Source organism: Streptomyces sp. NPDC048507, assembly GCF_043199995.1.
Classification (GTDB): domain Bacteria; phylum Actinomycetota; class Actinomycetes; order Streptomycetales; family Streptomycetaceae; genus Streptomyces.
Genome location: NZ_JBICWZ010000014.1, coordinates 87,320 through 107,793, shown reverse-complemented (window position 1 = coordinate 107,793; position 20,474 = coordinate 87,320). Strand labels below are relative to the sequence as shown.

Below are 20,474 nucleotides of genomic sequence, written 5' to 3'. Positions count from 1 at the left end.
GGCGACCCGCACCTCCCACGTACCCGGCGGTCGCCCGCTCGGCCGGGAGCGCCGCTGACGCGCCGACCCTCCGGAGGGCGGGCGCCAGGGGGCGGATTCAGGCCAACTCAGCGCGGGGAAAGCCCTGTTGCGGATGGCGGACGGCACGGCCCGAAGAGGTAGCGTGCAGCAGCCGCCGCAGCGAGGAAGGGACCGTCCATGCGCACCCCCCACGTCGCGTCCGCCCGGTGAGCGGCCCCTCGCCGCTGCGCCCGGGCGATCCGGGTGCGCTCGGGCCCTGGCGACTGCACGGCGTGCTCGGTGAGGGCGGCATGGGGACCGTCTACCTGGGGCGGGGGGGCCGCCGGGTCGCCGCGGTCAAGACGCTCCGGCGCGAACTCCTCGGCGACCCGCACCTCGCCGTCCGCTTCCGCCGGGAGCGGGAGGCCGCCGAGGCCGTGCGCAGCCGGTACGTGCCCCGGCACCTCGGGGCCGATCTCGGCGCCCCGGTGCCGTGGCTCGCCACCGCGTACGTGCCGGGGCCGACCCTGGAGCGGTGCGTCGAGGACTACGGGCCTCTGCCCACCGGGACCGTCCGGGCGCTGGGAGCCATGCTCGCCACCGCCCTGGACGCCCTCCACACCGCCGGGGTCGTGCACCGGGACCTCAAGCCGTCCAACGTGCTGCTCGCCGCCGACGGGCCCCGCCTCGTCGACTTCGGCATCGCCCGCATGCCCGCGGCGACGCAGGTCACCCTCACGGGACAGCGCCCCGGCTCGGCCGGATACATGTCCCCGGAGCAGGTTCTCGGCCTCGAACTCGGTCCGCCCAGCGACGTGTTCACCCTCGGCGCCCTGCTGGCGTACGCGTGCACCGGACACCACCTCTTCGCCGGGGACGGCTTCGCCTTCGCCGACTACGGCATCGCCCACGAGGAGCCGGACCTCTCCCGGGTGCCCCCGTCCCTGCGGCCCTCGCTCGCCGGCTGCCTGGTCAAGGAGGCCCGCCGGCGTCCACGGGCGGCCGAGCTGGCCGCCCTGTGGGAGGGGTCCGGCCGGGGCGCGCCCGCGGGCTGGCTGCCCGCCCCCGTCCTTCGGGACATCGAACGCCAGGACCTGCGCGCGCGGGAGCTGACGGGCCGTCCCGGCCCTTCGCGGCGGCGGGTGTTCGGGATCGCGGCGGGCGCGGCCGTCCTGCTCGCGGGCGGCGCCGGGGGCGCCGGGTGGCGGTGGTACGGACCCGGCGCGGACCGGGACGGCGAGGTCCCGCTGTGGCAAGGGGCGCCGGGCGAACGGCCCGCACCGGTGTGGTCCGTGGCGGACCTCGACCCGGGCATGCCCTTCGGTCCCGTGCCGGCGGGCGACGTCCTGCTGGTCGCGGATCCCGGGAAGGTCTCCGCCCTGGACCCGCGCACCGGCCGCCGGCTCTGGTCGTACGAGGGCGGCCGCCCGCCCGTCCCCGGCGCGCCCGACGCGGTGCTCGTCGGCCCGGACGGCGTCCTGCGCGCCCTCGACCCCCGTACGGGGAAACCGGCGTGGACCGGCCCGGGCGGGCTGTCCGGGCTGCTCGCCGCGGAGTCCGGCGCCCTGTACGCGCGGGACCCGGACGGCCGCGTCGTCGCCGTCCGCCGCGGTACGGCCGCGCCGCTGTGGCGGTCGCGGGAGGCGGTGGCCGCCGACGGGGCCGTGGCCGTGGCCCAGGAGGGACGGCTGGTCGTCACCGCGGCCGACGGGGCGGTACACGTCCTCGACCCGGCCTCGGGACGGGCGGTCTGGGAGACGGCCGGCGCCGCGGGGGGCCTGCCCGCGGCGCTCGGCGACGGGCTCGTGGTGCTCGGCGGGGCCGCGCTGCGCGGCTTCGACGCGAAGGACGGGGCCCGGCGGTGGGAGGCGGGGCCGACGACGCGGCCCGGCTCGTTCGGCGCCCCCCTGGTCCGGGCCGGGTCGGTGTACGCCGCCGAGGGCGGCCGGCTGCGCTGCCTGCGGCTGGCGGACGGCGGCGACGTACGGGAGATGACGGGCGAGGGCGGCGGATACGCGGCGGCACGGCCCGTCGCGGCGGCGGGCGGGCTGTACGTCGCGCTGGCGGCCGGGGCCGGCGGCGTGGCGGCGTTCCCGCTGGCCGGGGACAGCGAGCGCTACCGGTTCTCCCCGGGGGCCGAACGCGACGGCCCGTGGGCGGTGGCGGCGGCCGGCCGGGTGGTGGCCGCCCAGAACGGCGGACGGCTGTACGCGCTGCCCCTGTTCTGACCGCGCGGCCGCCCTGTGGCCGGGAACTGATCACCTCCCCCGCCCGCCCCGCGCCCGGGAGGTAGGGTGCCCGCAGCGATCCAGGGGGAGCGCGACGACGGCTGGTGGGCGGGGGGTGAACCGGCATGGCGGCGCACGGAGACGGTCCTGATCCACTGGCGGAGGGCGACCCCGCCGGGATCGGCGAGTACACCCTGCTGGCCCGGCTGCGGGAGAGCGCCTGCGCGGTGGAGTACCTGGCGCTGGACCGTGAGGGAGCCAAGGTCAGCGTCCTCGTACCGCGCCCCCGGCTGGCCGCCGACCCCGCGCTGAGCCGCAGGTTCGCGGCGGAGGCACGGCTCGCGGTGGCGGCGGCCGGCCCCTGGGTGCCCTCGGTGCGGGAGTCGGCCGTCGGGCACCTCGTCACCGCGTACCGTCCCGCGCTCGCGCTGGGCTCCGCCATCGCCCGGTACGGCCCGCTGCCGGAGCACGCCCTGCGCGTCCTCGGCGCCGCGCTCGCGGAGGCCCTCGTACGGCTGCACGCGCTCGCCGGGGCCCACCAGGGGCTCGCCCCGCACACGGTGCTGCTCGGCGCCGACGGCCCCCGCCTCACCGGGTTCGGCCCGCTCGCCGCCGCCACCGGGATCGACCCCGCGGCGGACGGCGCCGCCGCGCGCCTGACCCTCGGCTTCCTGACGCCCGAGCAGGTCGCCGGGCGGGCGCCCGGCCCGGCCTCCGACGTCTTCGTCCTCGGCCTGCTCCTGGTGTACGCGGCCACCGGGGCGGGCCCGTTCGCCGCGGCCACCCCGGACGCCGTCGCCGCGGCCGACCCCGACCTCGACGGGGTGCCGGCGGGCCTGCGTCCGCTCCTTTCCCGCTGCCTCGCCAAGGACCCCGGCCGGCGCCCCGCCCCCGGCGCCGTCGCCACCGGGCTCGCCCCGGACGGCGCCGCCGCGCTCCTCGCGGCGCAGTGGCTGCCGGGGGCGCTGGTGACGGAGCTGTCCGCACAGGCTTCGGCGGTGATGGCGCTGGAGGCGCCGCTCCATGACGGCCCGTCGGCGACGGCGGTGACCACGCAGGCGGACGCGTCCGCGCCGAACGCCACCGCGCCGGACGCGCCCGAGCCGCCGCGCCGCGGCCTCGCCGCCCGCCGGAGCCTGCTGCTGGGCGCCCTCGCCACCACGGCCGGGCTGGCCGGCGGCTTCGCCCTCGGCCGCGGCACCTCGCGCGCGGCCGCCCCGGCCCGGCCGGCCGCCGCGCCGAGCGGCCCGCCCGCACGCGTGCCGGGCACGCCGCCGGCGGTCCTGTGGCACTTCAGGGCCGGGACCACCGGCCAGCAGGCGCTGGTGTGGAACGACCAGGTCGTGGTGGTCCCGCTGATCGGCGCCACGATCGGCTTGGACCTGCGGACCGGCAAGACGCTCTGGACCAAGGACATCTGGTGCAACGCCACGCCCGTGCCGGTCTCCGTCTCCGAAGACCTCCTCTTCGTCCCCACGTTCGACCGGGGACTCGTCCGCTTCTCCGCCCTGACGGGGACCGCGCACGACACCGACCCCGCCTACGCCATGGAGATCAACGACGGCTTCGTGGGCCGGGCCGGTACGCGGGTGTGGTTCCGCACACCGGGCGAGGCGGGCATGACCCAGCTGGTCTGCTACGACATCGCGCAGCGCAGCACGGTGTGGCGTGCCCCGCTGGGGCGCGTTGCGGCCGGGCACAGCGGCTCGCTGCGGGTGACGCCCGGCGCCGGATCGGTGTACGTGCAGCGGGTGCCCGACCCCGCGGACGCGAACGAGAAGGACCTCGGCGCGGCCGTGTTCAGTGCCCTGGACACCGAGACGGGGGCGCGGCGCTGGGAGCGGTGGGAGAAGGAGCCCTGGGCCGCGCTGCCCGACGAGCCCCGCTCCTGGATGACCGCCGACGGCACCCTGTACACGGACGAGAACCACAAGCTTTGCGCGCGGGACGTGAAGACCGGCACCGAACGGTGGGGAGGGGAGGCCCTGGGGAGCCCCGACCGGATCAGCGCCCCGCGCGGGGCGCTCCTGCAGGACGACGCCACGCTGTACATCGTGGACGCGAACAACTGGACGCATCTGGTCGATCCCCGCAATGGCACGATCAAGCGGACCACGTTCCCTCCGGTCCCCCTCACATCCGTGCCCAAGGGCGAGGCGGCCCTCGTGGCGGGTCCGTCCGGCAGCCCCCTCTACCGGCTCGACTGGCAGTCGGTCACCGCGGTCGATCCGCAGGACGGCCGGAACCTCTGGGCGTTCCAGGGGGTGGCCGAGCAGGCGCAGGAGCAGGAAGGCCTGATCTGGCGGGTGTCGAGCGGCACGCGGACCGCCGTGTTCGCCCGCAAGTCCGGCCGCGACTACTTCGCCCTGTCCGTCGGGTGAGCGCCGTGCCGCCGGAGGACGGCCCCACCACACCGCTGCTGCCGGGCGACCCGGAGCGGATCGGCCGCTACACGCTGCTCGGCCGGCTCGGCGGCGGGGGCATGGGCACGGTCTTCCTCGCCCGGTCCGCGGGCGGGCGGGTGGTCGCGCTGAAGACGGTGCACGAACACCTCGCGCGGGAGCCGGAGTTCAGGCTCAGGTTCCGGCTGGAGGCGGAGGCGGCCCGGACGATCGGCGCGCGGCACGGGGCGAGCGTGGTCGGCGCCGACACCCAGGGAGTGCTGCCCTGGCTGGCGACGGAATACCTGATCGGCCCCTCGCTCGCGGAGGCCGTCGTCCGGTACGGGCCGCTGCCCGAGGCCGTGGTGCGGGCGCTGGGTTCCCGGCTCGCCGTGGCGCTGGCCGACATCCACGGCTCGGGCCTGGTGCACCGGGACCTCAAGCCCTCGAACGTCCTGGTCACCGCGGCGGGCCCGCGCGTCATCGACTTCGGCATCGCCCGTGCGCTCGGCGCCCGCCGTCTGACCCGCACCGGGCAGGCGGTGGGCACTCCCGCCTACATGTCCCCCGAGCAGGCGGGCGGCCGGGACCACGAGCCGCCGGGCGACGTGTTCGCCCTCGCCGGGGTGCTGGTGTTCGCAGCGACCGGCCGCGGCCCCTTCGCCGGGAAGGCCGCCGCCGACGTGCTGTACGAGGTGCGGTACGGCACGCCGGACCTCGCCGGGGTGCCCGCGGGGCTGGTCCCCGTCCTGCTGCGGTGCCTGGCCAAAGAGCCCGGCGACCGCCCGGCCGCCTCCCGTCTCGCGGCCGAACTGGGCGGAGCCGGAGGCGACTTCGCCGACCTGCTGCCCGGCCCGCTGCTCGCCGACCTCGGCCGGCGGGCCGTCGGCGTATGGGACCTGCGTCCGGTCCGGCTGCCCGGGCCGCCGCCGCCCCCCGCGGAACCGCCCGCCGGGTGGACGTCCCGCCGGCGTCTCCTGGTGGCCGGTGCCGGGGGGCTGCTGGCCCTCGGCGGGGGCGCCACGCTCTGGGCCGCGCGCGCCGGTTCCGGTGCGCCCGCGGCGGACCGGAAGGCGGCTTCCCCGTCACCCCGCCCGCCGGGGCTGGCGCCCGAGCCGCTGTGGACGTACGACGCCCAGTCGCCGTGCCGGGTCGAGGCGGTCCGGGACGGCGTCGTCGTCGTGTCGGTCGGGGAAACGCTCTACAGCCGGACCCTGGTCGGCCTCGACGCGGCCACCGGCGCGGTGGCGTGGCGCAACCCGAAGACCGTGGTCTTCGAGGAGAACGGGTCGGGGCTGGTCGTGCGCGAGAAGTCCACGGTCCTGCACGCCCCGGATCCGCTGCTCGCCCTCTCCCCGGCCGACGGACGGCTGACCGAATACCCCGGCGATCTGGGGCGGCAGTCGGAGGCCTTGCGTCTGATCGCCCGGACCGACGACCGGCTGTACGTCACGGGCTACGAGGGCGACCGGCAGGTCCTGGCCGCGTACGCCACCTCCGGGGGCGCCCAGCTCTGGACGGCGGGGACGGGCCACGAACCCTACGCGCCGAACCCCGGCGTCGCCGTCGCCGCGGACGTCCTGCTCTACTCCGTGTCGGGGGACGTCGTGGGCCTCGGACGGGACGACGGCCGCGAACGCTGGCGCACCGAGCTCTTCGGCCCGGGCAACCTCCCGATCAGACCGGTCGATCCCGCCTCCCTGGCCGACGGCCGCCTCTACGTGGCGGGCGGCGAGGTGCGCGCCCTGGAGGCCGCCACCGGGAAGGTGGTCTGGCGCTTCGGCGCGGACCGGCTGCCGTACCCGGGCGGCCGGGCCGCCTACGGGAGCGCGACGGTCGTGGACGGCACGGTGTACGTCATCGGGCTGGGCCGCACGGACCCGCAGAGCCCCGGCGCCCGTGACGAACTGCTGGCGCTGCGGGCCTCGGACGGCGCGCTGCAGTGGTCGTACACCATCCCCGACGGCGCCCGCTTCGATCCGCCGCCCCTCCCCCACCGGGGCACCCTCTACGTGGACACGGGCCAGCTGGCCCAGCCCCTCCTCGCCGTCGGCCTCGCGACCCACCGCCCGCCCTGGACGTACCGCAGCGGACTGACCGAGGACGGTCATCCCTCGCTGACGATCGCCGGCTACACCGAACTCCGCATCGCCGGCGACCGTCTCCACCTGTCCTGCGGCACCCACGTCCTCACCCTCCCCGCACAGGGCTAAGGGGACCCGCGCGGGACAGGGCGTCCGGCACCGGGCCGCACCCTGCCCCGCGCGGTGCGTCCGGATCAGCGGCCGGAGGCGGTCCTGTCCTGCTCGTCGGCCCAGGCGTCATCGTCGTCGCCGTGGCCGGGCTTGTCGCCGTGGCCGGGCTTGTCGTGGCCGGGCTTGTCACAGTCCTTGTGGGGCTTCTTCTTGACGTCGATGGTGACCGTGCAGGAGCGGGCCGTGGCGCAGGTGCCGCCCGGTGCGGTGGGGGCCGCGTAGTTGACCAGGGTGCGGTCCCCGGTGTCGGGGGAGTTGACCTTCACCCGGTAGGTGATCTGCGCGGTGGCGCCGGGGGCCAGGGTGCCCGTCCAGGTCAGGGTGGTGCCCGTGACGGTCGCGGAGCCGGTGGTGGCGGTGAGCGAGCCGGGGACCAGGGTGGCGTCGTCCAGGACGTCGCTCAGGTCGTCGGTGAGGTCGCCGTTGGCGGCGACGGTGCCGGTGTTCTTGACCGTGAGCCGGTAGGTGATCGTGTTGCCCTCGTTCACCGGCCCCTTGGGCGACGCCGACTTGCGCACCGTGTAGGCGGGCACGACGCAGTTGCCGCTGTCCTGCGCGGAGGTGGCGCCGTAGAAGCCGCGGCCGGTCGCCTGGATGGTCAGCACCGGGAGCGGCGCGGTTCCGGCCGTGGTGGGCAGGCTGGACAGCAGGTTGATGTCGCCGTTGGAGGCGAACGCGTAGACGTTGCCCCCGGACTTGGCCGCGCCGAAGGTCTGGGGGACCGTGCCGATCTGGATGACGGTGTTGTCGGGACGGATCCGGAACACCGGCGACGGGCCCGCCGCGGCCGCGGTCCCGAAGGCCAGGACGTCACCGTCGTCCAGGGTGATGAAGTCACCCGCCGAGACGATGCCCGCCGGGAAGGAGGCGGGGAAGGCCGTGGAGGCGCCCGTGGCGGGGTTGATCAGGAAGATCTGGCTCGAATTGAACGAACCGGCGATCAGCAGGCCGTCCCGGCGGGCGGTCAGGCCGTTGACGGCGGTGGTCGGCGTGAGCGCCGCGAGCGGTCCCGAGATCGGCCGGCCCGCCGTCTCAGCGCCGGTGACGGGGTTGATGGTGTAGAGCGTGGCCGTGCCGGCGCCGCCGGGGAAGTCGACCCCGTACAGGACCGATCCGTCGGGGCTGAACGCGATGTCGCCGTAGTCACGGGCCAGCGGGACGTTGCTGAGCGCGGTGCCCGTCGTGTCGTACTGGATGAGCCGCTGGTCGTTGCCCCCGGTGTTCGCCCACAGCGGCGCCGGCGGGCACACGGCCCGCGACCCCGAGCCTGCGGTTCCGGCGGCGGCCGGTACCTTCCCCGCATCCGCCGCCTGCGCGAGCGCAGGGCTGGTGACGGCCAGGACGAGGCCGATCGCCGCGACCGTCAGCACTCGTCGCACCGCGGTCTGCCGGTAGCACCCCATGAGGACTCCTCACTTCTTCCGCCTTCCCTTCCCGGGGAACACGGATCGCGCGCGAAGTCGGCCCGGCGAGTTCACTGGCCGGGCCGACACCATCGCGGGGGACCCTTCCGCCGCCGGCGCCGTGGATCACCGCGCGCGACGCGAGAGACTCCTTTCAGTCCATCACGACCACCCGAACGTCCTGTCGACGCATGGGAACGCAACGCCGACACCGACACCCCGCGGCCGGCGTTCGGGGCGTTCCGGAGCGCGTCCCGTGAACGGCCCGGCCCGACCCGTGGGGGGCGGCGCCGCCACCGCGGCCGGCCTCGCCGTCCCCGTCGTGCCCGCCCTGCTGTCCGGGCGGGTCCGGTGGCCGCTCCACAGTGACAGCGGCTACAGCCGACGGGGCCACGGGCAGGGAGAAGTGGTCGCTGAAGCTCGGGCAGCCTCTACGCGGTGGAGACCGCCACGGGCACGACGCGGTGGAACCACGGCTCGGGCCTCTCGTTCCTCACACCGCCCGTGGCCGGGGCCGGGGCCGGCGCCGTCTTCCTCGTCGGCAGGAACGGGCTCCAGGCCGTCGACGCGGCCACCGGCACCCCCCGGTGGGCCTACGACGCGGGCGGCGAATGCCCGCCTTCGTGGAGGGTGTGGTCCACCTCGCCGGCTGCGTCGCGACGACCGACTCGACCTTCCACGGCGTGGACGCCGCCACCGGCGTCAAGAAGTGGTCACTGCCCATCGACGCGATCACCAGGGCCGCGCCCGCCGTCTCCGACGGGGTGGTCTACGTCGGAGACTGGAAGGGCCGCCTGTCCGCCCTCGATGCCGCCACGGGCTGGTGTACGTGCGGGGCCTGCACGCCCTCTACGCGTTCGACGCCTCCACCGGAGCCCGGAGGTGGGCGTACCCCATGACCGCCCCGTACGGAGCGTCGACGCCCGTGGCGTCCGGCGGCAGCGTCCTCATCAGCCCGGGCAACCTCCACGCCGTCGACGCGCTCACCGGCGTGAGGCAGTGGGTGGCCGCCGTCGGCGAGGAGGCGTCCTTCTCCCAGCCCGCCGCCGCCCGCTCGGTGGTCTGGGCCGCCGGCGGATCCGACGGCACCCTGTACGCCTTCCACCTCGCCGGCGGCGGGCGCCTGTGACCGGCTCCCCGTACCGGGGGCCCCGCCGACGGGCTCAGCTGAAGACGACGGACCTGAGCTTGAGGCGCTCCGAACCACGGCCGGTGATCGGGCGCAGCGTGAACCACTGGCCCGTGCAGTCGGGTTCGGTGAAGACCGTCGCCGTGGAGGTGGTCCGGTTGCGCGGCAAGTGCGCGGGTCCGTCAGGCGAGCGTGCCGCGTGGTGCCGTCCAGACCGACGTAGGCGTACTCGAACCGTCCCGTCGCGGCCGCATGCGGACGACGGGACGGACAGCAGGAGCGTGAAGGCGCCGAGAGCGGCAAGGGCACGCAGGGCGCCGTTCCCGCGCCGCGGGCTCCGGCTCACCGCGCGCGGGTGCCGAATCGATCCCTCCTCACCCGTACGGTCGCCCGGCGCCGGCACCGCGGTGGCTGACGGGACCGGTGCCCGGGGGGCGGCTTGGGATGAGCCCGGCGAGTTCCGCGGCCACCGGGCCCGTTGCTGGGGCAGCATCGGGGTGCTGCCGGTCGGCGGGCACGTCGAGCCGTTGTCCCGAGCCCGGGACGGAGAGGGGATCGTGTGTCCAGCGAGGCGATGGGGGCCGTCCTGCCGGCCGCGTTGGCGATCGCGCTCAGCCCCTTCCCCGTGATCGGAATCGTCCTGGTCCTGTCCGGCGCCCACGGGCGCCGCAACGGCCTGCTGTTCGCCGTCGGCTGGCTCGCCGCCCTCGCGGTCGCGGCGGCGCTGGCCGCACTGCTGCTGGGCGGAGCCGACGACCCGGACAGCCCGTCGTCGGCGGTCGCGGACTGGGGGCGGGTGCTGGCCGGGGCCGCCCTCCTCGTGCTGGGCGTCCGTACGTGGTGCAAGCGCCCCCGGGGAGGTGAGCGCGCGGAGCCGCCGCGCTGGACGGCCTCCCTCGACGACGTCACGGCCGGACGGGCCCTGCTCCTGGGTGCGTTGCTGTCGGGCGCCAACCCCAAGAACCTGGTCCTGACGGCATCGGCCGTCGCCTCGATCGTCGAGGCCGGGGCCCACGGCGGCGGGCTCGTCGCGACCGTCGTCGTCTTCCTGCTCGTCGCCTCCTGTACGGTGCTCGGCGCCGTCGGCGTCCATCTCTTCGCCGGGCGGCGCGGCGCGGCGTTCCTCGACGGAGTCGGGCAGTTCATGGTGGACAACAGCACCGTCATCACCGTGATCGTGCTGCTGCTCCTGGGCGCGGGCGTCCTGGGCGGCGGCCTGTCCGGCCTCAGCCGCTGAGCCCGGCCGCCACGGGGGGGTCACACCACCGAGGCCCGGAAGGGATCGACGGGGGCGATCTCCGCGTCGTCGAAGAGCCGCTCCAGCGCCTCATGGCCCTCGCGCCCGCGGAACTCGATCTCGGCGGCCGTCACGGGCAGGGCCCACAGGACGCGGGCGTGCCCTGCGGGCAGCGGGCAGTGCTCCAGGTCGGGCCCGTGGAGGTAGGGCAGGCTGATCAGCAGGTGGTCGCAGGCCGAGCCCGGCACCCACGGTTCACCGATCGGCATGCTGTGCTCCAGATCGAGCCGGTGCCCTCCGCGGTGGTAGTCGGCGAGCATGACCATGAGGTCGACGAACCGCTCGTCGCGGACGCGGGCGGTCATGACGAACTCGGGCCCCCGGCCGTCCTCCGCCATCGCGGCCCAGCACCCGGCGGTGACGTAGGCCCAACTGTCACCGCGCGGACCGGGGCTCACCACGAGCACCCGCAGCCCGGGCACGGCCCGGCGCCCCTCCGGCCCGGGGCCCGGGACGACGGTCTCCACGGAATGCCCCTCGAAGAACGCCCGGACATGTGCCTCGACGGCCTCGGTGGCCGTCGGCCTCGCATCACTCACCACGCGATCATGCCAGACCCCGGCCGACCGGCCCCCGGGCGCCCGGAGTCGACCGGGTGCTCAACGGGCGGGGGGCGGAAGGTTTTTGGGACAACCCCCTTGCCCAATGGTCAAGAAACGTTGACCATTGGGGGCATGGCTACCGCTGATCTTCCCGAGACCTTTCACGTCACCACCGACGAACAACTGCGCGCCGTCTCCAACCTCACGCGTCACCGGATCATGGCGGTGCTCCGCTTCGAGCCCGCGACGATCACCCAGATCGCCGAGCGCGTGGGCATGGCGAAGGGGAGTTCCAGCTACCACGTACGGCTGCTGGAGCGGGCCGGGCTGGTGAAGGTGGTGCGGACGCGGAAGGTCCGCGGCGTCACCGAGCGGTACTACGCGATGGCCGCGCGGTCGATCGTGCTGCCGGATCCGGGCGAGGGCGGGCCGGACGTGCTGATGCGGCACGCGGTGGCGGACCTGGAGGCGGCGCCGGCGGACGCCGAGCGGCACGTGCGGATGGCGCACCTGCGGCTCACCGAGGAGCAGTTCGCGGAGCTCGGGGCGCGGCTGGAGGCGCTGGCGGACGAGTACCGGGCGCTGTCCGATCCGTCGCTGCCGGACGCGTCGCTCGTCTTCGCCCTGTTCCAGCCGGCCCCGCGCCGGCAGGCCGAAACGGAAGGGGACGCCAAGTGAGCACGGACGAGAGAAAGCTGCCGACCGGATTCGGACGGCTGTGGACCGCGCAGACGGTGTCCTCGCTCGGTGACGGCGTATCGCACGCCGCGCTGCCGCTGCTCGCACTGATGCTGACCCGGGATCCGATGGCGCTCGCCATCGTCACGGCCGCCGGAACGCTGCCGTGGCTGCTCTTCGGAGTGCTCGGCGGTGCCCTGGTGGACCGCTGGGACCGCCGGCGCACGATGTGGGTCGCGGACGCGGCGCGCGCGGTCCTGCTCGCGCTGCCGGCGGTCGCGGCCGCGCTCGACGTACTGAGCATTCCGCTGCTCGCCGCCGTCGCCTTCCTGCTCGGCCTCGGCGGGCTCTTCTTCGACACGGCCGCCACGGCCTACCTGCCGGACCTGCTCGGCCGCGACCCCGTGCTCCTGGAGCGGGCCAACTCGCGCCTGCGCGGAGCCCAGACCGCCGCCTCCGGCTTCGCGGGGCCGCCCGCGGGCAGTGCGCTCCTCGCGCTCGGGCGGGCGGTTCCGCTGCTCGCCGACGCGCTGTCGTTCGCCGTCTCCGCAGCCCTCGTACGCTCGCTGCCCGCCGTGCCCCGGCCCGTGCCGCAGGCGCGCGAGTCGCTGCTGCGCCAGGCGCGGGCGGGCGCCGCGTACGTCTTCCGGGACCGGATCCTGCTCGGGCTCGCGCTGCGTCCGGCGGTCGGGAACGTCGCCTTCATCGCCGTGGAGACCGTCCTCGCGCTCTTCGCGCACGAGCGCCTCGGCATCGGCGCCTTCGGCTTCGGCCTGCTCCTCACCGCGGAGGCCGCCGGTGGTCTGCTCGGCGCGGGCATCGCCTCCTTCCTCGGCCGGCGGCTGGGCACCGGCACCGCGCTGACCTGCACGGCCGCCATCGAGGGGCTGGCGGTCCTGGGGCTCGCCGCCGCCCCGAACCCGTACGCGGCCGGGCTCGCGCTCGCCGTCTGCGGGGCGGGGATGGGCGCCACGATGGTGCTCGCGCCGTCGCTGCGGCAGACGATCGTCCCGGCGCACCTGATGGGCCGGGTCGCGTCCACGTCCCGCATGCTCGCCATGTGCGCCGCACCGTTCGGGGCCTTCCTCGGCGGCTGGCTGGCCACCACGTACGGCGTGCGCACCCCGCTCTACGCCGCCGCCGGGCTGCTCCTGGCGATGACGGCCGTCACGGCCTCCATGACCGGCAACCGCCGGGTCGAGGCGGCGTTGCGCGCCGCCGCCCTGACCGGGGCCGCGGGTCACCCGGAATCCGGGGATCCCGTCCGGGTGCCCGCGACCGAAACGTGCTGACCGGTGGACGCGACCGCGGCCCCCGCCCGGAGGGCGGGGGCCGCGGTCGCGTGAGAGCCGGTCGGGTCAGCCGAACCACTTCGAGTCGAGCGCGATGGCCTTGAGCTGCTCCATCGTCAGGATGGGCTTGCTGCGGGTGGCGGGCTTGGACTGGTCGCCGGTGTTGAAGGCCGACACGACCACCCGGCGGCCGTCCGGGCGCAGCGTGTCGACGCTCCACCAGACCACGCCGGAGCCGCCCTTCTCGCCCGACTTCTGCTCCGCCAGCACCCGGGTGCCGTCGGGCAGGACGACGACGCCCGCGCCGTGCATGCGGTCCCGCAGGAGGTCCCCCATGTCCTCCTGGACATTGACCTGGACCAGCGAGGCGCCCTTGCCGTCGTCGAGCACGAGGGAGCCGTAGCCGGGCTGTCCCGACCTGCGCAGGACCGTGATGCCGGACTTCGGCACCAGGGACTCCAGCACCGCGACCGTGCCGCCCTGGCCCGATCCGCCCTGGCCGGTGTCCCCCTGGTCGGGCGTCCCGCCCGGTCCGCCGGACGGCTGCGGGTCCCCCGCGGGGGTGCCGCCGGTGTCCTTGCCCTCGCCCTTGCCCGTGCCCTTGCCGGTGGAGGTCCCGGTGGTACCGGTGGTGCCGGTGGTGCCGGTGGTGCCGCCCGCGGCGGTACCCGTACCCGTGGAGGCGCCGGAACCCCCCGTGTCACCCGTGGGCTTCGCCGCCGCGTCCGCGGCATCGGGCGCCTGCGGTGCCTGCTGGGGCGCGGGCAGCCGGCTCAGGACCTGGCGCCACAGGGCCGAGGTGGTGAAGGACTTCAGCTGGGACTTGGTCAGCGGCGGGTTCGGCCGGCTGACGGGCTGCCCCTTCTCGGCGGGGGCGTTCCACTCCGACACGTCGACCTGGTAGCCCTCACGGGTGACCAGGACGGCCCGCCAGAGCTTCGTGGGCTCGCGCTTGTCCGGGTACTCGTAGCCCTGGAAGAGGTTCAGCCGGCCGCCGTCCGGAAGCTTCTCGACCGCGCAGGAGTCGTACGGGACGAGCTTGGGGTCGGGGCACTCCAGCATGTCCTCGGCCGCCTGACCGTGCGGGTCGGTGCGGGAGAGGCCGACGGAGATCGCCGCCCGGCCCTTGCCGTCGTCGTACACGCCCGACACCGACGCGTTCGGCGTCTGGTCGGCGCCGCCCGGCACGCGGGCCGTGGTGTCGCTGACCCGGCCGCCCGACAGCAGCTGCCGGTAGATCTCGATCAGCCGGGCCGCGCTGACCGCGCCGCCCTGCTGCGCGCCGGCCGGGGTGGAGGCGCCGGCCGTCTGGGTGGTGGCGACGGGGGCGGCGGCGACGTTCGCCATGCCGTCGTCGCCGGTGCCGATGCCGAGCAGGCCGCCGCCGTAGGCTCCGACGGACCCCAGGACGGCCAGGGCCAGCGCCGATCCGCCGACGACGGCGGCCCGACGGCGGGCCACCAGCCGGCGTCCGCGCCGTTCGCCGGACGCCACCAGGTCCGGGCGGCCGGGGACGAAGCCGTCTCCCGTGCGCCGCAGGGCCGCACCGAGCTCATCTTCAAAGGACATGCCGAATCACCTTCTGGGTGGTGGTGGGAAAGAACGCCGGCGTATGACCCGGCGACGGGCGCGAGGGGTGGGGCGGTGGGGTGCGGGGGCCGCCGCGCTCAGGTGGCCACGAACACACTGAGGCTCCCGCCGAGTTCCGCGCGGAGGCGGGCGAGCGCCCGGGAGCTGCGCGTACGTACGGCCGCCGAGGTGACGTTCATGGCCTCGGCCGTCTCCTCGACGCTGCGGTCCTCCCAGAACCGCAGCACGAGCACCGCCCGGTCCTTGGGGGACAGGTGGCCCAGTGCCTCCAGCAGGGTCAGCCGCAGCACCGGATCACCGCCCGCCACCGTGAACCGCCCCGCCCCGCCCGACTCGGCCGGGACGGCGAAGGGCCGCTCCCCCGCGGAGCGGCGGCGCTTGTGCTTGAGGAACTCCCGGACCAGGACCGTCTGGGCGTAGGCGGCCGGATTGTCGATCCGCGAGGCCCTCCCCCAGATCAGGTACATCCGGCCCAGGGTCTCCTGTACGAGGTCCTCGGCGAGGTGGGTGTCCCCGCTCGCCAGCAGACAGGCCGACCGGTAAAGACTTCCCGACCGGCCCTCCGCGAACTCGAGGAACCCCTCCCTGCGTGTGTGCGCCATCCCCGTCCCCCCTTGCGTTCCGACTCACCCCATTGACGCGGCGGGGGGCGCGGAATGTTGCACCCTGCGGACCGGGAATCGAAGGAAATTAACGGAACTTCGGCGTCCGCGCCGTGGAAGTGGCGGCCACGGGTCCGGCGGCCGCGCGGCGGCCGCCCCGGAGCCGCCCGCGGATACCCCGTGGCCAGGCACCCGGGCGCCCACTATCCTGATCGTGTTCAAAAGGATGTTGCTCTGCCCCCGGGGGGACGCGCGCCGCGCGCCTGGGGCCTTTGAGGGGGAATGAAGACGTGAAGTTCAAGCTCCAGCGCATGGCCGTCGTCGCCGCGGCGGCCGTGGTCGGTCCGAGCGTGCTCATGGCCACGCCCGCCATGGCGGACGAGGTGCGCAGCCCGGCCGTCACGGCGCCGGACGCGGAACCGAAGGGTGACGCGGCCCCGCAGGCGGGCCGGGACGCCCAGGACGCGCAGGCCCCTGAGGGCGCGGCGAAGCCGGGGGCGCCCGGGGGCGAGGCGGGCCAGGGGAAGCCGTCCGGGTCAGGCGCGCAGCAGGCCGAGGGGCAGCAGGCCGACGGAAAGCAGGCCGAGGGGCAGCAGGCCGACGGAAAGCAGGCCGCGAAGTCCCCGACGATGACCCTGACCGGCCTCCCCGACGAGTTCAAGGCGGGCGGCGACTGGCGCGAGTTCGCCCTCCACGTCGACAACTCCGGCCGGGCGGCGGCCTCCGACTACTCGCTCGAACTGGTCCTGTGGACCCTCGACACGTTCTCCTGGGAGGGCAAGGACATCCGGGCGGAGGTCTACGCCCCCGACGCCGCCGGCACCTGGGGCTGGCACAAGATCGAGGCGGACGGCTCCGAGGAGGTGTACTCCTTCGGGGTCGCCGACGTCGACATCGAGGCGAACGAGGTCTTCGACCTCAAGCTCCGCATGAAGTTCGCCGACGACACGCCCGTCAGCCGCTTCTCCCTGAGCACGACCGCCGAGGGCGGCACCGCCGACCGGGTCCGGTACGTGTCCAAGGTGACGCCCGCCGCACCGAAGTCGGAGCGGGAGGGCCCCAAGGTGGTCCTGCGGGGGCTGCCGGACAGCGGTCTGACGGCCGACGGCGCGTGGAAGCCGCTCACCCTCAGCGTCGACAACTCCGGCAAAAGGGCGTTCGACCACTACAAGTTCACGTTCCTCTTCGCCAACGACGTGAACAACCTGCGGGCGCAACACCTCCAGGTCGAGGTCTGGGACGGCGAGAACTGGGTCAACGGCGGCAAGCAGGCCGGTCTCGACATCCCGGGCCTGGCCTTCGACCGTGCCGTCGGCAAGGACGCGAAGTTCGACATCCAGCTGCGGGTCAAGGTCGCGCCGGACGCCCCCCTGGGCAAGGCCTTCGTCGTCGTCGACGCGGGCTACGACAGCGAGATCATGTCGCCGCTGATCTTCACCTACACGTCGATCTCCGCGCCGGGCACCGGCACCGGCGGCCAGACGGGCGGCGGCCAGACGGGCGGCCAGACGGGCGGCAACGGCGGTACGGGCAACACGGGCAACCAGCCCAAGCCCGACGGCGGCGGCACGACGCCGGTCGTCGACCACGGCACGGGTACGTCGGGCAGCACGGGCACCGCCGGCACCGGCAGCGGTGGCCAGCTGGCGGCCACCGGCTCCGACCCGGCCACCACCTGGGCCCTGGGCGGCGCCGGCGTCGCCCTGGCCATGGGCGCCGCCCTCGTCGCGGGCACCGGCAAGCGCCGCCGCACGACCGCCTGATCACCCCCGTCCGGCGCCCGAGAGCTCCTCGACGGGCGTCGGACGGGGACGGCCGGGTCAGACCGCGCGGTGACGCTGCGCCTGGGCTCCGTAGCCGCCCGCGGTCCACACCCTGACGCGGAACTCCTGGAGCGTCAGCTCCGGCCCGTCCCCGCAGTGGACCGTGCCGCAGCGGCCGCAGTACCAGCCGGCGGACCACACCCGGTCCGCCGCGTCACGGCCGGGCTCGACGCGGCGGCGCCACGCGGACGACCGCAGCCGCACCACCACGCACAGCGCCACCGCGACGACGAACGCCGCCCCCGAGATCCAGCCCAGGATCGTGTGGGGCGGGTCGACGACGGTGCGGGCGGCCCCGTCCGGTCCCGTACCGAGGTGCCGCGCCCCGGCCCGGGCGAACCATTGCCCGGCGATGGCGCCCCAGACGAAGGTCCCGACGGCGACCAGGAACATCGTCGCCGCCCAGCAGCCGGCGCTGCTGTCCTGCGGCTCGGAGGGGGCGGGCAGCAGGGCGGCGGCCAGCGCCGGGTTCTGCTCGATGACGGTGGTCTTCTGGTCCTCGCCGCGGCCGTCGTGGTCCCCGCTCGCCGCCATGGCGTCCCCCCGGTGCCTGCCCCGGACCCCGCGTCCGATCGGCCAGCGTAATCACCGGGCCCGCTCCCGGCCAGGCGTTTCGCGGGCCGACTCCGCTGCTTTCAGCTCCGGTTCAGGTCGGTGAGCAGCAGGTGGTGGTCCGAGTACGGGCCGGGGTGGACGCGGTGCGTGCGCGGGGTGATGCCGCGCAGGAAGACGTAGTCGAACGTACTGTTCCAGTCGGTGGTCGGCGCGCAGGCACCGGCGCCCTCGGCCGCGGGGCCGCAGGCGGGGTCCGCGTCCGCCGCCAGGGCCCACATCGGGCCGAGTTCGGGCGCGTCCGGCACGGCGTTGAAGTCGCCGAGGACGATCGCACGGTCGTGGCGGGCGACCTCGGCGGCGAGCACCCGCACCTGGCCCGCCCGTACCTGCGGCTGCCGGCGCTCGGCGAGATGGGTGTTGAAGACGCGGACGGGCCGGCCGCCCACCAGCGTGGTGACGGCCAGGTACCCGCGGTCCTCGGAGCCTCCGTCGGGGTATTCGACGCTCACCCGGTCCGTCATCGGCGCCGCCGAGAGGATCGCCTGGCCGAAGCCGCCCGGCCGCCACGGCAGCCCCCCGCAGCGGTTCCAGCTCCGCAGGACCGACCCGTACTCGACGCGGTAGACCAGCCCGTAGACCTCCTTCAGGTACCTGCGGATCTCCTCGACGTCCCGTACGCACGCCTCCTGGAGGCCGATGACCTGCGGCGCGCGGGCGGCGATCTCCCTGGCCCGGCCGAAGTCCTGCCCGAGCCCGCCGCACGGATTGCAGATGTTCCAGGTGCCGACCCGCTCCGGCACGGCGTCCACGACGGCGTGGGGGACGACACCGCTCGGTGCGCCGGAGCCCAGGAGCAGCATCAGGCAGACCGCGGTCACCGTGCCCGCGACCCACCGCGCGCCCCTGCTCAGCACCATCGCCTCCCGGAATCGACGCACATCATCACATGGCGCCCTCGACGCGCGATCGAGGTGCCGGCCCGGGCAGACCCTGCTACACCGCGCGCGCCACGTCGTCCCGGCCCGCGAGCGGGAACAGTTCCCGGACGCCGGTGAGGTCGAACATCCAGTCGAGCGCTTGCGGTACGTGGCCCACCAGGACCAGTCGGCCGGTGCGCAGCAGGAAGAGGAGCTCGCTGAGCATGGAGGAATCCGCGAGGGTGACGCCGGTGAGGTCCAGGGCGATCTGCCGGACTGCGGGGTCGGCCGCGGCAGCCGCGCCCGCGGCGCGCAGGGGTCCCAGGGTGTCGTAGTCGAACACTCCGGTGCACATGATGAGCCGGATGCCGTCGGCATCCGGCGCCACCTCCACGTTTCGACGCACGAGGTCCCTCCGTTCCCCGGCCGGCGGCACACGACCCGATCGCCTCCGGCCGGCTTCGACGTGTCGCGGCCGCCGCCCACCGCACGGGGCTCCAGCGGCCTGGCCGGCGGCCACACCTTTCGAATCACCTACCGGTTCAGTCTCTCCACGGGCTCCCTCCGGATGCGCCCATGGGACCGAAATCCCCGAAACCGCCCGATCGTGCGACCCGCCGGACGGCTCGTGATCGATACGCCTAGGCGCGCCGCAGTGCGCAGCTGCCGTTGTCGCAGGAGCGGCGCAGCCGGCCCGCCGAGACGGTCTCCACCAGGCCGATCGTCCAGCACATCGGGCAGCCGCGCAGGGCGAGCAGGCCGACCGGGGCGAGCAGCAGGCCGGCCGGGCCGGCGACCGGCAGCAGGGCCAGCGCGCCGGCGAGCGCGCCGAACCCGAGGGCGCCGCGGGCCAGGTGGCGCGGGACCGAGGCGCTGGCGAAGCGGCCGCGCTCGGGGAGGCCCGTACCGGCGGGCGGGGCGCCGCCCGCCGCCGAGGTTGTCGGGTCAGGTGCCATCGTCGTCTCCCCTCGTGCGTGCCGGCTCCTCGCGCAGTGCCTCCCGTACCGCCGAACGGGCCCGGTGCAGCCGGGACTTCATCGCGGCGGTGCTCAGTCCGAGCCGGTCCGCGACGGTACGGCCGGGCAGGCCCTGGATGTCCCGCATGACCAGCACCTGACGCTGGTCGGCGGGCAGGGCGGCGACGGCCGCCCCCACGCGCTCGGCATCCAGGCGCAGCAGGACGTCCTCCTCGGCGGACGGTGCGGCGCCGCTCGCCCCGTACTCGTCCGCCGGCTCGTGCCGGCCGGGGGCGGCCGTGCCCCGTGGGAGCAGGGCCCGGGTGCGGCGCAGGCACTCGTTGCGGACGATGCGGAACATCCACGACGCCAGCGCACCGGAGGCCCGCAGCATGCCGATCTTGCGGTAGAGGATGATCAGCGCTTCCTGGGCGGCATCCTCGGCGTCCTGCGGTGTGGCGCACAGCGTGCGTGCGAACCGCTGCACGTGCGGGTACGAGCCGTACACCAGGGCGGTGAGCGCCTCCGCGTCGCCGCGCTGGGCCGCGGCGACCAGGGTCGCGCCCGGCCAGTCGTGGTCAGCCACGCCGGCGCCCACGGCGGCGCAGCAGCGTGACGGTGCACGCGCACAGCAGCAGCGCGGCGGCCACGGCGATGACGGCGGTGGTGGTGGTCATGGGTTCCTCCCGTTGGTCCGGGGCGGACTCGGTCGTCCGCACGTCTATGAGAGAGGCGCGGGAGCCGGAAGGATTCGCCCCGCGCGGAGAATTCTCCCGCGCGGTGCGCACCGGTCCGGCGCAGGCCCGGGGCGCGGCATGACGCCGAA

At 75.5% G+C, this 20,474-nt stretch carries 19 protein-coding genes; 9 read left to right on the top strand and 10 right to left on the bottom strand.

Features of this window, described 5'->3' with window-relative positions; all coding sequences use genetic code 11:
- The first annotated feature begins 227 nt into the window (after positions 1 to 227).
- The 3 genes from ACGFXC_RS30035 (at position 228) to ACGFXC_RS30025 (ending at position 6,822) form a co-directional block, all read left to right on the top strand.
- Entirely contained in the window at positions 228 to 2,228 is a 2,001-nt protein-coding gene (locus ACGFXC_RS30035) for a PQQ-binding-like beta-propeller repeat protein (RefSeq protein ID WP_393718010.1), read from the top strand.
- A gap of 125 nt (positions 2,229 to 2,353) precedes the next feature.
- Positions 2,354 to 4,609, top strand: a complete 2,256-nt coding sequence (locus ACGFXC_RS30030) for a PQQ-binding-like beta-propeller repeat protein (protein WP_393718009.1) — start codon at positions 2,354 to 2,356, stop codon at positions 4,607 to 4,609.
- Complete coding sequence (locus tag ACGFXC_RS30025; protein ID WP_393718008.1) at positions 4,606 to 6,822, top strand: serine/threonine-protein kinase; 2,217 nt, start codon at positions 4,606 to 4,608, stop codon at positions 6,820 to 6,822. Before ACGFXC_RS30030 ends, ACGFXC_RS30025 begins: the two co-directional genes overlap by 4 nt.
- 65 nt (positions 6,823 to 6,887) lie before the next feature.
- Here the strand turns inward: ACGFXC_RS30025 and ACGFXC_RS30020 are convergent, their stop codons facing one another.
- Positions 6,888 to 8,267: a hypothetical protein gene (locus tag ACGFXC_RS30020; RefSeq protein WP_393718007.1), complete on the bottom strand. Its 1,380-nt coding sequence runs from the start codon at positions 8,265 to 8,267 to the stop codon at positions 6,888 to 6,890.
- Between the two features lie 365 nt (positions 8,268 to 8,632).
- Between ACGFXC_RS30020 and ACGFXC_RS30015 the strand changes: the two genes are divergently transcribed.
- Entirely contained in the window at positions 8,633 to 9,166 is a 534-nt protein-coding gene (locus tag ACGFXC_RS30015) for a PQQ-binding-like beta-propeller repeat protein (RefSeq protein WP_393718006.1), read from the top strand.
- Entirely contained in the window at positions 9,163 to 9,396 is a 234-nt protein-coding gene (locus ACGFXC_RS30010; RefSeq protein WP_393718004.1) for a hypothetical protein, read from the top strand. Before ACGFXC_RS30015 ends, ACGFXC_RS30010 begins: the two co-directional genes overlap by 4 nt.
- Before the next feature lie 34 nt (positions 9,397 to 9,430).
- On the opposite strand, the gene ACGFXC_RS30005 is transcribed toward ACGFXC_RS30010, so the two are convergent.
- Entirely contained in the window at positions 9,431 to 9,565 is a 135-nt protein-coding gene (locus ACGFXC_RS30005) for a hypothetical protein (RefSeq protein ID WP_393718002.1), read from the bottom strand.
- A gap of 390 nt (positions 9,566 to 9,955) precedes the next feature.
- On the opposite strand from ACGFXC_RS30005, the gene ACGFXC_RS30000 reads away from it, so the two are divergent.
- On the top strand, positions 9,956 to 10,633 hold the full coding sequence (locus ACGFXC_RS30000) for a GAP family protein (protein WP_393718000.1): 678 nt from the start codon (positions 9,956 to 9,958) through the stop codon (positions 10,631 to 10,633).
- A gap of 20 nt (positions 10,634 to 10,653) precedes the next feature.
- On the opposite strand, the gene ACGFXC_RS29995 is transcribed toward ACGFXC_RS30000, so the two are convergent.
- Positions 10,654 to 11,232, bottom strand: coding sequence for a suppressor of fused domain protein (locus ACGFXC_RS29995; RefSeq protein WP_393717998.1), 579 nt, complete (start codon positions 11,230 to 11,232; stop codon positions 10,654 to 10,656).
- Positions 11,233 to 11,367: 135 nt separating this feature from the next.
- Here ACGFXC_RS29995 and ACGFXC_RS29990 point away from each other — a divergent pair, with 135 nt between their 5' ends.
- Positions 11,368 to 11,913: an ArsR/SmtB family transcription factor gene (locus ACGFXC_RS29990; protein ID WP_393717996.1), complete on the top strand. Its 546-nt coding sequence runs from the start codon at positions 11,368 to 11,370 to the stop codon at positions 11,911 to 11,913.
- A gap of 17 nt (positions 11,914 to 11,930) precedes the next feature.
- The gene (locus ACGFXC_RS29985; RefSeq protein WP_393718057.1) at positions 11,931 to 13,205 is read left to right on the top strand and encodes an MFS transporter; all 1,275 of its coding nucleotides are present in this window, start codon (positions 11,931 to 11,933) and stop codon (positions 13,203 to 13,205) included.
- Between the two features lie 66 nt (positions 13,206 to 13,271).
- Here ACGFXC_RS29985 and ACGFXC_RS29980 read toward each other — a convergent pair whose 3' ends face one another.
- Positions 13,272 to 14,774, bottom strand: coding sequence for a hypothetical protein (locus tag ACGFXC_RS29980; protein WP_393717994.1), 1,503 nt, complete (start codon positions 14,772 to 14,774; stop codon positions 13,272 to 13,274).
- 98 nt (positions 14,775 to 14,872) lie between these two features.
- Positions 14,873 to 15,397: a SigE family RNA polymerase sigma factor gene (locus ACGFXC_RS29975; protein WP_393717992.1), complete on the bottom strand. Its 525-nt coding sequence runs from the start codon at positions 15,395 to 15,397 to the stop codon at positions 14,873 to 14,875.
- A 290-nt stretch (positions 15,398 to 15,687) separates the two neighbouring features.
- Here ACGFXC_RS29975 and ACGFXC_RS29970 point away from each other — a divergent pair, with 290 nt between their 5' ends.
- Positions 15,688 to 17,160 (top strand): hypothetical protein, encoded by a 1,473-nt coding sequence (locus ACGFXC_RS29970; protein WP_393717990.1) that lies wholly within the window; start codon positions 15,688 to 15,690, stop codon positions 17,158 to 17,160.
- A gap of 57 nt (positions 17,161 to 17,217) precedes the next feature.
- Here ACGFXC_RS29970 and ACGFXC_RS29965 read toward each other — a convergent pair whose 3' ends face one another.
- From ACGFXC_RS29965 to ACGFXC_RS29945, 5 genes are all read right to left on the bottom strand, one after another.
- Entirely contained in the window at positions 17,218 to 17,754 is a 537-nt protein-coding gene (locus tag ACGFXC_RS29965; protein WP_393717988.1) for a hypothetical protein, read from the bottom strand.
- Between the two features lie 101 nt (positions 17,755 to 17,855).
- On the bottom strand, positions 17,856 to 18,692 hold the full coding sequence (locus ACGFXC_RS29960) for an endonuclease/exonuclease/phosphatase family protein (protein WP_393717986.1): 837 nt from the start codon (positions 18,690 to 18,692) through the stop codon (positions 17,856 to 17,858).
- Between the two features lie 76 nt (positions 18,693 to 18,768).
- The gene (locus ACGFXC_RS29955) at positions 18,769 to 19,098 is read right to left on the bottom strand and encodes an STAS domain-containing protein (RefSeq protein WP_393717985.1); all 330 of its coding nucleotides are present in this window, start codon (positions 19,096 to 19,098) and stop codon (positions 18,769 to 18,771) included.
- 235 nt (positions 19,099 to 19,333) lie between these two features.
- Positions 19,334 to 19,648 carry a hypothetical protein gene (locus ACGFXC_RS29950; protein WP_393717983.1) on the bottom strand — a complete coding sequence of 105 codons (315 nt, stop codon included), beginning with the start codon at positions 19,646 to 19,648 and terminating at the stop codon, positions 19,334 to 19,336.
- Complete coding sequence (locus ACGFXC_RS29945; RefSeq protein ID WP_393717981.1) at positions 19,638 to 20,234, bottom strand: RNA polymerase sigma factor; 597 nt, start codon at positions 20,232 to 20,234, stop codon at positions 19,638 to 19,640. The genes ACGFXC_RS29950 and ACGFXC_RS29945 overlap by 11 nt, the downstream gene beginning before the upstream one ends.
- Positions 20,235 to 20,474 lie beyond the last annotated feature (240 nt).

Excerpts from the sequence above, each read along its gene's own strand:
- ACGFXC_RS30030 (WP_393718009.1), top strand. The coding sequence starts at position 2,354 with ATGGCGGCGCACGGAGACGGTCCTGATCCACTGGCGGAGGGCGACCCC.
- ACGFXC_RS30020 (WP_393718007.1), bottom strand. The coding sequence starts at position 8,267 with ATGGGGTGCTACCGGCAGACCGCGGTGCGACGAGTGCTGACGGTCGCG.
- ACGFXC_RS30010 (WP_393718004.1), top strand. The coding sequence starts at position 9,163 with ATGACCGCCCCGTACGGAGCGTCGACGCCCGTGGCGTCCGGCGGCAGC.
- ACGFXC_RS29990 (WP_393717996.1), top strand. The coding sequence starts at position 11,368 with ATGGCTACCGCTGATCTTCCCGAGACCTTTCACGTCACCACCGACGAA.
- ACGFXC_RS29980 (WP_393717994.1), bottom strand. The coding sequence starts at position 14,774 with ATGTCCTTTGAAGATGAGCTCGGTGCGGCCCTGCGGCGCACGGGAGAC.
- ACGFXC_RS29975 (WP_393717992.1), bottom strand. The coding sequence starts at position 15,397 with ATGGCGCACACACGCAGGGAGGGGTTCCTCGAGTTCGCGGAGGGCCGG.
- ACGFXC_RS29965 (WP_393717988.1), bottom strand. The coding sequence starts at position 17,754 with ATGGCGGCGAGCGGGGACCACGACGGCCGCGGCGAGGACCAGAAGACC.
- ACGFXC_RS29960 (WP_393717986.1), bottom strand. The coding sequence starts at position 18,692 with ATGGTGCTGAGCAGGGGCGCGCGGTGGGTCGCGGGCACGGTGACCGCG.
- ACGFXC_RS29950 (WP_393717983.1), bottom strand. The coding sequence starts at position 19,648 with ATGGCACCTGACCCGACAACCTCGGCGGCGGGCGGCGCCCCGCCCGCC.